Consider the following 15,192-nt stretch of genomic DNA (forward strand, 5'->3'; position numbering starts at 1 on the left):
TCGAGGAGGATTTCCATGGAAAAACAAGTGACGATTCTAAATAAAACAGGACTTCACGCTCGTCCTGCAGCTGAGTTTGTCAAACTGGCAGCCCGTTTCGAGTCAGAGATCACGATCCTGGTGGGGACAAAAGTCGCGAATGCGAAGAGTATCATCAACGTTTTATCTCTGGCGGCAACGATGGGTACCGTTTTTACTCTGAGAGCGGTAGGTCCAGATGAAGCGGAAGCAATCGATGCCCTGTCCTCTTTGATTGAGAGAAAGTTTGGGGAAGAATAAACATTTGACCCTTGACTACGTAATCAGAATATTTATAATGAATTACAAATGTAACACCAAGGAACAAATGTAAAAACATCCGGAGGTGACGTGCATGAAGCCGATTGAAAAGATAACTCCCGGAGCAAAGGTATACAAACTGTTTGAACACGAAAAGCTGGTTTGCGAAGGAAAAGACGAGGTTTTCATTATCTCGATCACCAAGATGTCGCGCGAGGAATACGAGCGGGACCTGAAGCAGGCAGCTGTTAACCAATAAACTTGATACGCACTACGACGCTTGGACCACGGGTCAGGTGGGGGAATCAAACCTCCATCTGGTCCGTTTTTTTCTTCATACAAGCCTGTTGATACTGGCATATCCGAGGAGGAGAGGACTTTGATTACTAACATAAACGTTCCACCGATGATTACCGAGAAAAAGCTGGTGGAGCTGTATCATCAAATGTGGCTGATTCGCTTTTTTGACGAGAAGGTAGATGAATTTTTTGCCAAGGGACTGATCCATGGAACGACCCACCTGTGTGTGGGCCAGGAGGCTTCAGCAGCAGGTGCTATTGCGGTTCTGGAAGATCGGGACAAAATCACCAGCACTCACCGTGGACATGGTCATTGCATCGCCAAAGGTGCAGAGGCGAACCGGATGATGGCTGAGCTGTTTGGTCGGGAAACGGGATATTGCCGCGGTAAAGGCGGATCGATGCACATTGCGGATGTAGATAAAGGCAACCTGGGAGCAAACGGAATTGTTGGCGGCGGAATTCCAATCGCTGTCGGATCAGCTCTCACTTCACAGATGAAAAAGCTAGGCTATGTGACCATGTGCTTTTTCGGAGATGGCGCCTCCAATGAAGGCAGCTTTCACGAAGCGGTCAATATGGCGGCAATCTGGAACCTCCCAGTCGTCTTCATTTGCGAAAATAATCAATACGGGATGTCAGGCCCGGTCAAGGACATGGTGAAAGTCGCGAACATCGCGGATCGTGCAGCAGCGTATGGCATTCCTGGCAAAGTGGTAGATGGCAATGACATTTTTGCCATGATGAACGTGACTCATGAAGCAGTAGAGCGAGCACGCCGTGGAGAAGGTCCAACACTCATCGAAGCCAAGACCTATCGCTGGAAAGGCCACTCCAAGAGCGATGCGAAAAAATATCGTACGCGTGATGAGGAAATGGATTGGCGCAATAATCGTGATCCGATTGAGCGGATGAAACGCATCCTGATCAGTGAAGGGATCGTAAGCGAGCAGGAAGCAGCACAGCTGGAAGCAGATGCAAGACAAGAAATTGAAAACGCGGTCAAGTTTGCTGAGGAAAGCCCGATGCCGCCGCTCGAAATTCTAGAAGAAGACGTCTACGCATAGGCGAGGGAGGGATATAAAGTGTCAACGATGAGAGAGCTTACTTATTTGGAAGCGGTACGCGAATGTATGAGTCAGGAAATGCGCGTAAATGACGACGTATTTATCATGGGTGAAGATATTGGTTTGTATGGAGGGGCGTTTGGGGTAACCCGGGGAATGCTTGAGGAATTTGGCAAAGAACGCGTGCGAAATACGCCGATCTCGGAAGCAGCAATCGCTGGTGCTGCGGTTGGAGCAGCCATGACAGGTATGCGGCCTATCGTGGAGCTGCAGTTTTCCGATTTCATCACGATTGCGACCGATCAGATCGTAAACCAGGCTGCGAAGAACCGCTATATGTTTGGTGGCAAAGGAAAAGTGCCGCTCGTACTGCGGACACCATCCGGTTCAGGTACAGGAGCTGCTGCCCAGCACTCGCAGAGCCTGGAAGCCTGGATGGCACATATTCCGGGGTTAAAAGTGATCCAGCCGTCTACCGCCTATGATGCAAAAGGGCTGCTGAAAGCCGCGATCGACGACGACAATCCTGTAATCTTTTACGAGCACAAGCTCCTTTATCGGACAAAAGGTCATGTGCCTGAGGAGTCGTACAGCTTGCCAATCGGAAAAGCAGATATCAAGCGTTCTGGTACGGATGTGACCATCGTGGCTACCGCGATTATGGTTCATAAGGCATTGCAGGCTGCAGTCGAATTGGAAAAGGACGGGATCAGCGTCGAAATCATCGATCCTCGTACGCTCGTTCCTCTGGACATTGAGACAATCGTGGAATCGGTGAAAAAGACCGGGAGACTTGTTGTCGTTCATGAAGCGGTAAAGCGTGGCGGGTTCGGCGGGGAAATCGCAAGCTTGATCGCAGAGAGCGAAGCCTTTGATTATTTGGATGCACCTATCAAGCGCTTAGGTGGCAAATCGGTGCCAATACCGTATAATCCTGTCCTCGAAAAAGCAGCCATACCACAAGAACTTGATATCATCCAAGCGGTAAAAGAGACAGTTTTTCGCCGCTGACATAGGAGGGGTCGAACATCATGGCAACTGCCGTATTTATGCCAAAACTGAGTATGACAATGGAAACAGGAACAGTCATCCAATGGTTCAAGCAAGAAGGGGACCAGGTTCGTGAAGGTGACGTCCTGCTGGAAGTCCTGACGGATAAGATCAACATCGAAGTAGAATCGTACACGACCGGAACACTCCTGAAAATTTACTATGGCGCGGATCAAGTCGTTCCTGTGAATCAAGTGATCGGATACGTAGGAGAAGCAAACGAAAATGTACCGGATACACCTCCTCCGTTAGAATCTAGTGCGAGTCAGGAAGAGGCAGCAGCCCCGGACGCTCAACCATCCAAGGAAGAAACACAAGGCAGTGAAGCCCTTGACCAGAAAATCAGGGCAACTCCTGTCGCTCGTCGAATGGCACGGGAAAACGGAATCGATCTGGGACAAGTGAGTGGTTCCGGTCCCAACGGCCGCGTCCAAAAGGTAGATATCGAACACGCTCTTTCTGCGAACTCTGCCAAAGCAGCTTCCACCCGCTCGGTATCAGTGACAAGCCTGCCAGGTCAACAAGTGAAAGTGGAAGGAATGCGCAAGGTTATTGCAGAGCGTATGGTAGCGAGTGCGTACACAGCTCCTCACGTAACCCTATCAACGGAAGCAGACATGAGTCAGGTAATAGAAGTACGATCTACGCTGCTGCCTACGATCGAGAAGCTGACCGGACATCGCTTGTCCTACACAGAAATTATTATTAAAGCAGTGGCAACGGCATTATCTCGTCATCCAAAAGTAAATGCGTCACTCAAAGATGATGTGATCCAGCTCCACGAGACCATCAATATCGGTGTGGCTGTCGCGGTGACAGACGGATTGCTCGTACCCGTAATCAAACAGGCGGATCAAAAAGGACTCGCACATTTGACTACAGAGACAAAAAGGCTCGCTGGATTGGCTCGTGATGGCCGTCTGCTTCCGGACGATATGCGCGGCGGCACGTTTACGATCAGCAACCTTGGGATGTATGCGATTGATGTGTTTACACCTATCATCAATCAGCCAGAGAGTGCCATTCTTGGAGTGGGACGAATCCATGAGAAACCAGTAGGTGTAAATGGACAGATCGTACTACGACCGATGATGTCTCTTTCCTTGTCATTTGACCATCGGGTTATGGACGGGGCACCTGCGGCTGCATTCTTGCAAGAGATCAAAGAATTGCTGGAATCACCCTATCATCTGCTGGCGTAAAAGGAGGAGCAAACAACCATGCAAACATACGATATCGCAGTTATAGGTGGAGGGCCAGCAGGGTATGTGGCTGCCATCCGGGCTTCCAAGGAAGGGAAGCGGGTCGCGCTGATTGAAGCAGACTTCGTGGGAGGGACTTGCCTGAACCGGGGCTGCATTCCGTCGAAGACGCTGCTGCATAGTGCAGGTGTCATCGATCAAATTCGCAAGGCTTCCAGCTGGGGGATCGAGACAGGTGAAGTCACGGTTTCCCTGGAGAAAATGATGGCCCGCAAAAATCAGGTCATCACACGGCTAAGAACAGGGATCACGTCCTTGCTGAAGGCAGGAAAAATCGATTTGTTCCAGGGCTTTGGCGAGGTGAACGCAGATAAAAGCATCCGCGTTCAGATCGGAGAAGAAGTCCAAACGATCCAGGCTGGCTCTATCATTCTCGCTACGGGATCGACACCAGCAGTTCCGCCCATTCCGGGATTAGCGGATGTGCCTTTCCATACAAGCGATACCATATTTGATATCGAGCAGGTGCCAGAGTCCATTGCCATTCTGGGCGGAGGATTCATTGGGGTGGAATTTGCCTGCATTTTTGCCAGCTTGGGTGCGAAAGTGACAATTGTCGAAATGGCAGATCGTCTTATCCCTCTGGAGGATGTAGATGCATCAGGTGTATTGTCCAAATCTCTGCGCAGTAAAGGCGTCACCTTGGGGACAGGATTAAAAGTCACCTCGGTAACCAAAACGAGTGGGGGCATTCAAGTAAATGCCGAGAATACAAAAGGTGACACACAAAGGGTTTCGTGTGAAGCATTGCTCGTAGCAGTGGGACGTAAACCGAATCTATCTGCCTTTAGTCAGTTGAAGCTGGAGCTTAGTGGTCCATTTGTCAAAGTAGATGAATTTCTGGAAACAAGCGTACCGGGAATTTTCGCTGCAGGTGATTTGATCGGTGGATGGCAGCTCGCCCATGCTGCGAGTGCAGAAGGACAGACGGCAGCCATCAATGCAGCCGGTGGTAGAGAAAAAGTGAATGACAGAGCGGTCCCTCGCTGCATTTATACCCATCCTGAGATTTCGAGCGTAGGCTTGAGTGAGGAAGAGGCAAAAGCGCGTGGCTATGCTGTGAAAACCAGTGTCTATCAGCACAGCGGAAACGGCAAGGCATTGGCTTCTGATGAAAGCGGCGGCTTTACCAAGCTCATTGCGGAAGAGACTTATGGTGAAGTACTGGGAATCGTGATGGTTGGCCCTCATGTCACGGAAATGATTGCGGCTGGCACGGCGTTCTTGAGCTTGGAAGCAACCGTTGACGATGTAGCAGAAATGATTTACCCACATCCAACCGTCTCCGAGAGTCTCATGGAGGTTGCAGAGAAATGGTTAGGAAAAGGAATTCACTCCTAGAAAAGATTATATTTGACATGAAAACGGTTTCAATTTACAATTGTAACTAGTAAGAACATTTGTAAAGAGAGGTGGTCACTTGGCTTCTTGGGGATACGTTGTTCTGCTGTTTGCGGGGCTTTGGATATTACAGGTCGTCTTCACTCAGCTGCAATCCCGCCACTACTACCGGGAGTTACGGGAGATGCAACGGCAACCGAGCGGGTACCTGGGAGTCGGGGTGAACAAACGCCGTTTTGGAGTAGGTGCCGTCATCATTCTGGTAACCGATGTACAGGGAAACGTAACGAATTGCAAGCGAATGTCTGGGATTAGCGTATTTTCCCGCTTTCGTCCGTACAATGACCCGATTGGAAAACCGATCGACAGCTTGTATGAAAGTGCGTCACAGCATCAGAAGCATTCTGTACAAACGGCACTTCGAATGGCGATTGACCAAATCTGGTCCGCGCAGGCCAAACAGCAGCAAGACAATCAACAACAAATTGGATAAAAATGTTGGGCCGCGGGCCAGATGGATGACCATCTGGTTTTTTTGCATCATTTTCTAGGGGAGGTATGGGTAAATGGACTTTTTTGTTCATCTTGCAGAGGGATTCATCGGCATGTTTCAAGAGGGGGGCAAGACCTTCATAGGGCTGGTGACAGGCATTATCCCTACGTTGATTTGCTTGATCACAGCTGTAAACGCCTTCATCAAATTTGTGGGAGAAGAACGCATCGAACGGTTTGCTTCTAAATGCACCGGCAACATTATTTTGCGCTATACTCTCTTCCCGGTCTTATCCATGTTTTTCCTGACTAATCCAATGGCTTATACATTCGGCAAGTTCTTGCCTGAACACCAGAAGCCAGCCTTCTACGATTCGGCTGTATCGTTCTGCCATCCGATCACGGGATTGTTCCCACATGCGAATGCGTCTGAGCTGTTCGTGTATATGGGCATCGCCACCGGAATCACTCAGCTTGGTCTGTCTCTTGGACCACTCGCTATTCGCTACTTCTTGGTCGCGATCGTCATCATCTTGATTCGCGGTATCGTAACGGAATATATCACCAAAATGATGATGAAGCGCCGCGAGATGCAGGCAGCGGCATAGAAGCGGAAAGGGGAGACACAGGATGAGCAATTATCGTGCGGTGCAAGTAACAAAAGGGTCCAGCGGTTGGGGAGGACCACTCACGATCCTGCCTACGGATGACAAACCATATATTGCTTCGATTACAGGTGGTGGCATTCACCCTGTAGCGGCGCAAATTGCTGAGCTGACAGGCGGTATTGCAGTAGATGGCTTTACCAACAAAGTAGAGCCTGGTGAAATGGCATGCGTCATCATTGACTGCGGCGGAACGGCTCGAATTGGTGTTTATCCTAAGCTGGGAGTCTTGACAGTCGACGTAATGGCATCGTCACCATCCGGACCTTTGATCAACTTTATTAAGGAAACCAACTTTGTTTCTGGCGTAAAAGTGAACAACGTCGAACTGACAAATGAAGTAGCTTCAGCTGCCGTCAGCACAGCTGGCGATCAACAAAAGAAATCGGCACAGGAGCTGAAAGCCGAAGCGCGTGCCAAAGTAGCGAGCATGCAAAGCAATCAGCCCCCCAGAAAAACCGGCTTCATCGAAAAAATCGGTCGTTTGATGGGTGGGGTAGTCAGCACCTTTTATCAAGCTGGACGCGACACTGTCGATCAAGTATTGCGCAATATTTTGCCGTTCATGGCTTTTGTCAGCACGCTGATCGGGATTATCCTGTTCACCGGAATTGGCGATGTCATGGCAAATATTATTAAGCCACTGGCTGGGAATTTGATCGGTCTTTTGATCATCTCCATCGTTTGCGCTCTTCCTTTCTTGTCTCCGTTACTGGGGCCGGGTGCGGTTATTGCCCAAGTCGTAGGCGTGCTGGTAGGGGTGGAAATCGGGCGTGGTACAATCCCGCCGCAACTGGCGCTGCCGGCTCTGTTCGCCATCAATCCTCAGGTTGGATGCGACTTTGTTCCGGTGGGATTGACACTGGGAGAAGCAAAACCAGAGACGATCGAAGTGGGAGTGCCTGCCGTCCTCATGTCTCGCCAAATCACAGGACCAATCGCAGTAGTCATCGCTTACGTGGCAAGCTTTGGGCTTTATACCGAGTAATTCACAATCAGGAGGGTACAAATGAACACCTTGTTTACCAGCACGATCGTTTCCATCGGAGATTTGGTTCCAGATTTCCTCAAAGAGAACACAGTGATTCTTTTCAATGAAGATGCTCCAGATGAGCTGCGCGATATTGCTCTGCTGCACACCAAATCCGAGCAATTCGTAAGCATCGAGCCGGGAGACATTTTCCAGATCGGTGACCTGCAGCTGCGGGTTACATCAGTCGGAGAAAAAGCAAACGAAACCCTACAAACCATTGGTCATTGCACTGTGAAAGCGGATGGAAGTGCTGCCCCGCAGCTGCCTGGGATGATTCATGTCGAAGACGCTACCCTTCCTTCTATAGAGATTGGGGTCAAAATTGCCTTTTTCCGTCCGTAAATCACAACATCTACTATACAAAAGAGAGGGAGAGACACCATGTTGGGATTCAATAGACGACTGGCAGCATTAGAGAAAGAGGGAGGCTGCATTCGCGTGGGGCTGGTCGGGGCTGGCCAAATGGGTCGCGGACTGATCTCACAAATCGAAGGAATGAAAGGGATGTCCGTGGTGATCACGGCGGATTTGTTCCCTGAGAATGTAAAAGCCGCCTATCGCAAGGCAGGAGTACCTGAAAGCCGAATTACGGAGACGCAAGACCTCGACAAAGCGGATAAGGCGATCGCTTCCGGACATTCGGTTGTAACGAAGGATGCCGAGCTGATTCCTCAACTAACGAATGTCGATGTGATCGTCGATGCGACTGGGATGCCGGAGATTGGTGCCAAGGTCGCTTGGGAAGCGATCCGACATAAGAAGCATATCGTTATGCTGAACGTCGAAGCAGATATCACTATCGGACCACTCCTGAAGCAGCAGGCAGATGAAGCAGGTGTCATCTATACAGGCTCGGCAGGGGATGAGCCTGGCGCGATTATGGAGCTCCATGACTTCGCAGACGCATTGGGCTTCGAGATTGTCGCGCTGGGAAAAGGAAAAAACAATGCCTTGAACGTCCACGCCAATCCAGACACAGCTCGTGCAGAAGCTGCTCTAAAAGGATCGAGTCCCAAAATGCTCGCATCGTTTCAGGACGGAACCAAAACAATGGTGGAAATGACAGCAGTAGCCAATGCCACTGGATTTGTTCCTGACATTCCCGGTATGCATGGACGAAAAGCTCGATTGGAAGAGCTGCCAGGTCTTTTCTCACTTGCTGAACAGGGCGGTATGCTTGGCCGCACACGGATTGTCGATTATGTGGACGGTGTTGCCCCAGGCGTGTTTGCGATTATTTCCTCCGCGATGCAAGAAGTGCACGACACCATGAAATATTTGAAAATGGGCGCGGGTCCGAATTACGTCCTGTATCGCCCGTATCATTTGACTAGCCTGGAAACTCCTTTGTCTATCGCACGCGCGTATCTACAGAAGGAGGCGACAATCGCACCTTACTACGGCATGGTAGCCGAGACCGTAGCGGTAGCAAAGAAACAGCTGAAAGCCGGAGAAGCGATGGACGGAATCGGCGGATTCTCGGCTTATGGCAAGATTGTGACAGCAGCAGACAAGCGTGAGCAGAACGCACTGCCAATCGGCTTGATTGGGCCACACATTCGCTTGAAAAAAGATGTGGAGCAAGGAACCATTATTACTCTGGATGATATTGAATTTACTGAACAAACCACTATTCTGCGACTGCGTGAGCAAATGGATAATGGGAATTAAATAGGTAGAGGGGAAGGAAGGCATGAACATGTCTTCCTCTTTCCTTTCTATAAAGAGGAACAAATCTGTTATAATATGTAACGTAGAAGAGCATAGTAACGTTTTTAATGAGGGATACGTATGGATAACTGGACAGAAAAACGCGAAATGGTACGAGTCGCAAAATTATACTATTTGACTGGACTCACACAGGCGGAAATTGCTAAAAAGCTGGGCGTTTCCCGTCCGGTGATTTCCAAGATGCTGCAGCGAGCCAAAGACACAGGCATCGTGGAGATTTACATCCGTGATGAAACGGTGAGCATGGTGGAGCTGGAGCAGCAACTGGAAGCAGTACTACGTCTGGATGAGGTCATCGTTGTCCCGTCCTATGGGAACAAAAATGAAGAAATGATCAAACAACAAGTAGCCAAAGCAGCTGCCCAGTACCTGCCCAAGTGGATTCGCAACAAACGGAGGATTGGAATCTCTTGGGGGACAACACTGTACCACCTCGTTAATGAATACCCGTTTGAGAGACACCATAAGATGAAAGTATACCCTCTGGTAGGCGGGATCGGCCGTCATCGCATCGAAATTCACTCCAATCAGCTCGCCTACGAATTTTCGAAAAAACTCGGTGCAAGCTGTGAGTTTCTTTATGCTCCTGCTATTGCCGATTCCATGGAGCTAAAAAGACAGCTGATAGACTCACCGGACATTCGATCGATTTTGGAGGAAGCTCGTCAAGTAGAGCTTGCTATCGTCGGGATTGGCAATCCGTATGAATCGACCATGACAGAAATGGGATATCTTAAGGAAGAGGATCTTTGTCAATTGCAGGAAGGCAAAGCAGTTGGGGATATCAGTTCACGCTTTATTGATAAATCCGGTAAACCCATCCATAACGATTTGAATAATCGCGTCATCGGGATTGAGCTGGACGAACTGAAGCATATTCCAACCGTCGTGGGAGTCGTTTCTGGAAGCAATAAGCTGGACGCGGTTTGGGCCAGTTTGCAAGGCAATTATTTCGATAAGTTAATCATAGACGAATATTTGGCAGAAGTGCTGTTGGAAAAGGCGAAGGAGGTGAGCATAAGTGAAAGAGGATAAAATGAGAACAACTCTGTTTTGTGACACTTGTATGGATGATACTGAACATGAAGTAACCTATGTAGATAAAATCCTGTACCAGATTCGTTGTGTGGAATGTGAAAAATCACATTCGCGCGGATCAGAAATACAAAGAGAGCTTTACTTGAATTATATGGAACGAGTCTTTAGCAAGCCAAAACGCTTCAAAAACGAGGCTGGAGAAAACTTACCTCATTTCCTGTTTTCACTCCCTTATCGTGTGATGAGCAAGCCTTTTCGTACCTACAAGGAAATAAAAAACATGTTTAATTATAAACGAAAAATATAAAGAAAAACGCTAAGAGAGGCTGTCCAGAAAGTCGGATTATCTGACCTTCTGGAGCCTTTTTTTGTGGAATGCCCCCGGCTCGTTTTTTTGAGAAGAATAAAGCTATCATGCAAGGTTAACAAAACGAAAGCACAGTATTCGACGAGCTTTTCCCTCGTTTGGATGCTGTGCTTTTGCCTGTTTGCCGTGCAAATCATTCCGAACTACTCAAGTGACGCAAGCATCATTTTGACAGCATTATCGATAAAGGCTCGGTTTGGACGAGATTTTAAGAGTACCGTCAGTCCAATTAACGATACGATCAACGACTGCGATACAGCTTTTGCATCCATATCAGCCTTTAGCTCGCCTGATTTTATCCCGCGTTCAATCGCCTCTTGAAAGATGACGGAGAGGTACATTTGATGTTCCCTCGTCAGGATTTCAAATTTCTCATCATGAGGAGCAAGCTCGACCATGGTATTAATACAAAAGCATCCACGGCTGAGACTTCCGGCATATTCTTCATCTACTACCTCTTCAAAAAAAATGCGGAAGGCTTCTTTTACAGACGGATAGTCTTGAAGTCTGTTGCGTACCTCGGAAGCACGAGACATTGTATATTTGCGTAGTGCGGCTTCGAATAGTTCCTTTTTGTCGCCAAAGGTTGAATATATGCTGGGTCGCTGTATCCCCATGCGAGAAGTCAAATCGCTTAATGAGGTAGCTTCATACCCCTTCTCCCAAAAGAGCTGCATTGCTGCGTCTAATACTTTTTCTGCGTCAAACTCGCGCGTTCTTGCCATGATGAATACCTCTCTCAATTTTCTCAGATAACGAAACTAAATTCATTACTTATCAGTATGTTATATTCTATGATGATCCGCATGTATTGTCAATTGTATGATGTTATTGCCCCGCGTGTAGTAGGGCGTACTTTTACCGGGTGATCGTTTTTTCTAAATGATGATATTGACAGCGACAGAAAGTGTGGGATATATTTACTGAGCAAAATAACATACCGATCGATATGTTATTTTGTTGTGAATTAACATGTGGAGGTAAGGAGAGAACCAAATGGAGGAGGTCATAGAAAAAGTAGCTGTCAAAAAGGAGGTGCAGGTAGATTCGTCACAGGCGACGTTTGTCACGAGTGGCCCGGTTCCCAGTTCGTCTATGTCGCGCTCTGTGACACTATTGTTTTCGGTTGCCTGTGGAATGTCGGTTGCGAATATTTACTTTGCACAGCCACTGCTTGATCATTTGGCACGCGAGTTTGGCATCGACTATTCAGCCATCGGCAGCCTGATTACGATCACTCAAATCTTTTATGCCGTAGGACTGCTTATGCTTGTGCCGCTTGGAGATTTCCTGAACCAACGCAGACTGATTACGGGTCAGATGCTATTATCTGTGATCGCTTTGGTGATGGTCGGGACTGCGTCCAACAGCACGGTACTATTTGCAGGCATAGCTCTGGTGGGATTGCTGGCAGTTGTGACACAAACCCTTGTCGCATTTGCGGCGACTTTAGCATCCCCTGAGAAGCGAGGACAGGTAGTAGGAGTAGTAACTAGCGGAATCGTGATAGGCATCCTGCTTGCGCGAGCGTTTTCGGGAGTGCTGACAGATCTGTCGGGATGGCGGTCTGTTTATCTGGTTTCTGCTGCGCTCATGCTTCTGATGGTTTGCGTATTATTTCGGGTGCTGCCAAATATTGAGCGGGAGAAGCAGCTACAACGACTGTCCTATCCAAGGCTGCTCCGGTCAGTGTTTATGCTGCTCGCACAGGAACGCATTTTACGCATTCGCTCTGTTTTAGCTATGCTGATTTTTGCAGCTTTCAGCATCATGTGGACGCCATTGGTACTGCCGCTTAGTGCAGCGCCATTATCTCTTTCACACACGGCGATCGGTGCGTTTGGCCTGGCAGGAGTTGCCGGAGCCTTAGGAGCAGCAAGAGCGGGAAAGCTAGCCGATCGAGGATTAGGGCAGTGGACGACAGGCATAGGCTTGACTCTGTTGCTTTTGTCATGGCTTCCAATGAGTTACATAGAGCAGTCGCTGTTTGTATTGGTTATTGGTATTGTTCTTCTTGATTTGGCAGTGCAGGCTGTGCATGTTACGAATCAAAGCTTCATCTTCACGTTGCGTACAGAGGCACGTAGTCGTATCACGGGTGGATATATGGTGTTTTATTCGATCGGCGTGGCTAGCGGTTCCATTACCTCGACCTATGCATATGCTCATTATGGCTGGGACGGAGTGTGCTTGCTTGGTGCCTCGGTCAGTGCTCTAGCGCTTCTGTTTTGGGCCATGACCAGCCGAGTAAAAGCTGCCACTGAAAAAGGGTCAGTACCGAATAAATGACAGGAGTAGCATCCGTCATCTGTTTGATAGTCAGCTTGAAAGGAATAGCTCTAATTTAAGATATCACATATTGAGTTTTTTGCTGTCCAAGTGGTTGGCAGAAATAAATATTCAGATAGGAGAGTGAGCTCGTGGAGATAGGGATTACTTCGTTTGTGGAAACAACGCCGGATGTCCATACAGGTAAATTGATCAGTCATGCTCAGCGATTGCGTGAGGTGGTTGAGGAGATAGTTCTTGCCGATCAGGTGGGACTTGATGTATTTGGCATCGGTGAGCATCATCGCAAGGATTATGCAGCTTCTTCGCCAGCTATGGTGCTGTCTGCAGCTGCACCGTTGACGAAAAGGATTCGGTTGACCAGTGCGGTGACGGTGCTTTCTTCAGCAGATCCTGTACGTGTCTTTCAGGATTTTGCTACGCTCGATGGTCTTTCCAATGGACGCGCGGAGATCATGGCGGGTCGAGGCTCTTTTATCGAGTCTTTTCCGCTGTTTGGCTATAACCTGAATGACTATGAGGAACTATTTGAGGAACATCTTGAATTGCTTCTAAACATACAAAAATCTGAAAGAGTAACCTGGCGAGGCGGGCATCGACCAGCGATTAACGATTTAGGTGTGTATCCTCGGCCTGTGCAAAACCCTTTGCCGATCTGGATCGGAAGCGGAGGAAATCAAGACTCAGTAGTTCGTGCTGGCTTGCTCGGACTTCCACTGACGCTGGCGATCATAGGCGGTAGCCCGAGGCAGTTTGCGCCACTCGTGGAGCTTTACAAAAAGGCAGCCGAACATGCTGGTCATGACGCTTCACGGCTTACGGTTGGCTCGCATTCGCTAGGATTTGTTGCAGAAGATACGGAGCTTGCGGCAAACACATTCTTTCCATCTACCCAAGCAGGTATGAATAAAATCGGCAGGGAGCGGGGCTGGTCTCATTACAGTCGTGCCAGCTTCGATGCTGCGCGCGGTCTGGAAGGCGCAATGTATGTTGGTGATCCAGGCTATGTTGCCGAAAAGATCATCCATCTTCGCAAGCATGTTGGCATTACGCGCTTTATGATGTATGTTCCGATTTCTACGATGCCGCATGACCAGGTGATGCGTTCCATCGAGCTCCTCGGAACAGAAGTAGCGCCACGGGTACGCGAGGAAATAGCCAAGTGGGAAGCTCAGCAAGAAGAAGCATAATGATATTTTGGAGGGATCTACATGGATTTTCAGAATCGGGTATTGCCAGAATTAAGACAAGCATTGGAACAATTTCCGGGTTTTCAATTGGAGGAAAACCTGGAAGCAAGCAGGGCGATGCTTCGAAATCCCCCTATCGAAAAGTCAGAGCACGTAAACACAACCAGCCGAATGATTCAGGGTGCGGTGGGAGAGATGCTGGTCAAAATTTACGAGCCTAGCCAGCGTACGGGAAATAAGCTTCCGGCTATGCTGTGGATTCACGGGGGAGGCTATGTGCTCGGGCATCCTGATATGGATGACGCTTTGTGTGAGCGTTTTGTTCAAGCGGCTAATTGTGTCGTGGTATCGGTCGATTATCGACTGGCACCTGAACATCCTTATCCAGCGGCTATCAATGACTGTTATGCCGCATTGCTCTGGATGACAGATGAAGCGGAGGAGCTAGGCATCGATTTGGCACGGGTTGCCATCGCAGGAGCAAGTGGCGGAGGCGGTTTGACGGCAGCACTTGCTTTACTGGTACGTGACAAAGGCGGACCAGACCTCATTTTCCAGATGCCGCTGTATCCGATGCTCGACAATCGCAATCGTACGGCGTCGAGCCATGAGATTTTGGCAGACAACGCAACCTGGAACCGGACGAACAATTTGATGGCTTGGGGTATGTACCTGGGCGAGGATGCTAGCAAAAACGAGCTGTCTCCATACGCTGTTCCAGCGAGAGCAGAAAGCTTGGCGGGGCTGCCGCCGACTTTTACGTGCATAGGACAACTCGATCTGTTCCGGGATGAGACGATCGAATATGTGACGCGTCTTGCGGAAGCAGGCGTAGATGTAGAATTTCAACTGTATCCTGGCAGCTACCACTGCTTTGAAGTATTCGTCCCGCAGGCGGAAGTGAGCAAGCGCGCAAGTCAAAGCTATGTAGATGCGATGGCGAGAGCACTTAATCCGTAAGGGATATTGCCAGTTAGAGCAAAAAGGTGATATGCTTTCGTTAAGGAAAATATAACGAAATGCTCATCGTACTTGGGAGTCTGATGATTGATGCTGGGAAACCGCATCATGATCAGGCTCCTTTATGCT

At 48.9% G+C, this 15,192-nt stretch carries 17 protein-coding genes; 16 read left to right on the forward strand and 1 reads right to left on the reverse strand.

Annotation, left to right across the window (positions count from 1 at the left end; translation table 11 throughout):
• Window positions 1-15 precede the first annotated feature (15 nt).
• The 13 genes from C3B52_RS25995 to C3B52_RS26050 all read left to right on the forward strand — a co-directional run bounded on the left by C3B52_RS25995 (window position 16) and on the right by C3B52_RS26050 (window position 10,564).
• Window positions 16-279 (forward strand): HPr family phosphocarrier protein, encoded by a 264-nt coding sequence (locus C3B52_RS25995; RefSeq protein WP_103109286.1) that lies wholly within the window; start codon window positions 16-18, stop codon window positions 277-279.
• A gap of 94 nt (window positions 280-373) precedes the next feature.
• Complete coding sequence (locus tag C3B52_RS36795; RefSeq protein WP_164684932.1) at window positions 374-538, forward strand: hypothetical protein; 165 nt, start codon at window positions 374-376, stop codon at window positions 536-538.
• Between the two features lie 120 nt (window positions 539-658).
• A complete protein-coding gene (locus tag C3B52_RS26000; RefSeq protein ID WP_373419746.1) occupies window positions 659-1,645 on the forward strand; it encodes a thiamine pyrophosphate-dependent dehydrogenase E1 component subunit alpha in 987 nt (328 codons plus the stop codon).
• Between the two features lie 27 nt (window positions 1,646-1,672).
• A complete protein-coding gene (locus tag C3B52_RS26005) occupies window positions 1,673-2,656 on the forward strand; it encodes an alpha-ketoacid dehydrogenase subunit beta (protein WP_103109341.1) in 984 nt (327 codons plus the stop codon).
• Window positions 2,657-2,676: 20 nt separating this feature from the next.
• Window positions 2,677-3,897, forward strand: a complete 1,221-nt coding sequence (locus C3B52_RS26010; RefSeq protein WP_103109287.1) for a dihydrolipoamide acetyltransferase family protein — start codon at window positions 2,677-2,679, stop codon at window positions 3,895-3,897.
• Window positions 3,898-3,915: 18 nt separating this feature from the next.
• Window positions 3,916-5,298 carry a dihydrolipoyl dehydrogenase gene (gene lpdA, locus C3B52_RS26015; RefSeq protein WP_103109288.1) on the forward strand — a complete coding sequence of 461 codons (1,383 nt, stop codon included), beginning with the start codon at window positions 3,916-3,918 and terminating at the stop codon, window positions 5,296-5,298.
• Between the two features lie 79 nt (window positions 5,299-5,377).
• On the forward strand, window positions 5,378-5,791 hold the full coding sequence (locus C3B52_RS26020; protein ID WP_103109289.1) for a transcriptional regulator GutM: 414 nt from the start codon (window positions 5,378-5,380) through the stop codon (window positions 5,789-5,791).
• A 73-nt stretch (window positions 5,792-5,864) separates the two neighbouring features.
• Complete coding sequence (gene srlA, locus C3B52_RS26025; protein WP_103109290.1) at window positions 5,865-6,398, forward strand: PTS glucitol/sorbitol transporter subunit IIC; 534 nt, start codon at window positions 5,865-5,867, stop codon at window positions 6,396-6,398.
• Window positions 6,399-6,420: 22 nt separating this feature from the next.
• Window positions 6,421-7,443 (forward strand): PTS glucitol/sorbitol transporter subunit IIB, encoded by a 1,023-nt coding sequence (gene srlE / locus C3B52_RS26030; protein ID WP_103109291.1) that lies wholly within the window; start codon window positions 6,421-6,423, stop codon window positions 7,441-7,443.
• 21 nt (window positions 7,444-7,464) lie between these two features.
• Window positions 7,465-7,830: a PTS glucitol/sorbitol transporter subunit IIA gene (locus C3B52_RS26035; RefSeq protein ID WP_103109292.1), complete on the forward strand. Its 366-nt coding sequence runs from the start codon at window positions 7,465-7,467 to the stop codon at window positions 7,828-7,830.
• 39 nt (window positions 7,831-7,869) lie between these two features.
• Entirely contained in the window at window positions 7,870-9,159 is a 1,290-nt protein-coding gene (locus C3B52_RS26040) for an NAD(P)H-dependent oxidoreductase (RefSeq protein ID WP_103109293.1), read from the forward strand.
• A gap of 120 nt (window positions 9,160-9,279) precedes the next feature.
• Window positions 9,280-10,254: a sugar-binding transcriptional regulator gene (locus C3B52_RS26045; protein WP_103109294.1), complete on the forward strand. Its 975-nt coding sequence runs from the start codon at window positions 9,280-9,282 to the stop codon at window positions 10,252-10,254.
• Window positions 10,241-10,564, forward strand: coding sequence for a hypothetical protein (locus C3B52_RS26050; RefSeq protein ID WP_103109295.1), 324 nt, complete (start codon window positions 10,241-10,243; stop codon window positions 10,562-10,564). The genes C3B52_RS26045 and C3B52_RS26050 overlap by 14 nt, the downstream gene beginning before the upstream one ends.
• Before the next feature lie 203 nt (window positions 10,565-10,767).
• Here C3B52_RS26050 and C3B52_RS26055 read toward each other — a convergent pair whose 3' ends face one another.
• Window positions 10,768-11,349: a TetR/AcrR family transcriptional regulator gene (locus C3B52_RS26055; RefSeq protein WP_103109296.1), complete on the reverse strand. Its 582-nt coding sequence runs from the start codon at window positions 11,347-11,349 to the stop codon at window positions 10,768-10,770.
• A gap of 271 nt (window positions 11,350-11,620) precedes the next feature.
• On the opposite strand from C3B52_RS26055, the gene C3B52_RS26060 reads away from it, so the two are divergent.
• From C3B52_RS26060 to C3B52_RS26070, 3 genes are all read left to right on the forward strand, one after another.
• Complete coding sequence (locus C3B52_RS26060) at window positions 11,621-12,913, forward strand: MFS transporter (RefSeq protein ID WP_103109297.1); 1,293 nt, start codon at window positions 11,621-11,623, stop codon at window positions 12,911-12,913.
• 131 nt (window positions 12,914-13,044) lie between these two features.
• Window positions 13,045-14,103, forward strand: coding sequence for an LLM class flavin-dependent oxidoreductase (locus C3B52_RS26065; RefSeq protein WP_103109298.1), 1,059 nt, complete (start codon window positions 13,045-13,047; stop codon window positions 14,101-14,103).
• 21 nt (window positions 14,104-14,124) lie between these two features.
• Window positions 14,125-15,063, forward strand: coding sequence for an alpha/beta hydrolase (locus C3B52_RS26070; RefSeq protein ID WP_103109299.1), 939 nt, complete (start codon window positions 14,125-14,127; stop codon window positions 15,061-15,063).
• The last annotated feature ends 129 nt before the right edge of the window (window positions 15,064-15,192 follow it).

This window comes from Brevibacillus reuszeri (assembly GCF_002897295.1).
Classification (GTDB): Bacteria; Bacillota; Bacilli; order Brevibacillales; family Brevibacillaceae; genus Brevibacillus; species Brevibacillus reuszeri_A.

Excerpts from the sequence above, each read along its gene's own strand:
- C3B52_RS25995 (WP_103109286.1), top strand. The coding sequence starts at position 16 with ATGGAAAAACAAGTGACGATTCTAAATAAAACAGGACTTCACGCTCGT.
- C3B52_RS36795 (WP_164684932.1), top strand. The coding sequence starts at position 374 with ATGAAGCCGATTGAAAAGATAACTCCCGGAGCAAAGGTATACAAACTG.
- C3B52_RS26005 (WP_103109341.1), top strand. The coding sequence starts at position 1,673 with ATGAGAGAGCTTACTTATTTGGAAGCGGTACGCGAATGTATGAGTCAG.
- C3B52_RS26010 (WP_103109287.1), top strand. The coding sequence starts at position 2,677 with ATGGCAACTGCCGTATTTATGCCAAAACTGAGTATGACAATGGAAACA.
- lpdA (WP_103109288.1), top strand. The coding sequence starts at position 3,916 with ATGCAAACATACGATATCGCAGTTATAGGTGGAGGGCCAGCAGGGTAT.
- srlA (WP_103109290.1), top strand. The coding sequence starts at position 5,865 with ATGGACTTTTTTGTTCATCTTGCAGAGGGATTCATCGGCATGTTTCAA.
- srlE (WP_103109291.1), top strand. The coding sequence starts at position 6,421 with ATGAGCAATTATCGTGCGGTGCAAGTAACAAAAGGGTCCAGCGGTTGG.
- C3B52_RS26035 (WP_103109292.1), top strand. The coding sequence starts at position 7,465 with ATGAACACCTTGTTTACCAGCACGATCGTTTCCATCGGAGATTTGGTT.
- C3B52_RS26040 (WP_103109293.1), top strand. The coding sequence starts at position 7,870 with ATGTTGGGATTCAATAGACGACTGGCAGCATTAGAGAAAGAGGGAGGC.
- C3B52_RS26045 (WP_103109294.1), top strand. The coding sequence starts at position 9,280 with ATGGATAACTGGACAGAAAAACGCGAAATGGTACGAGTCGCAAAATTA.
- C3B52_RS26055 (WP_103109296.1), bottom strand. The coding sequence starts at position 11,349 with ATGGCAAGAACGCGCGAGTTTGACGCAGAAAAAGTATTAGACGCAGCA.
- C3B52_RS26060 (WP_103109297.1), top strand. The coding sequence starts at position 11,621 with ATGGAGGAGGTCATAGAAAAAGTAGCTGTCAAAAAGGAGGTGCAGGTA.
- C3B52_RS26070 (WP_103109299.1), top strand. The coding sequence starts at position 14,125 with ATGGATTTTCAGAATCGGGTATTGCCAGAATTAAGACAAGCATTGGAA.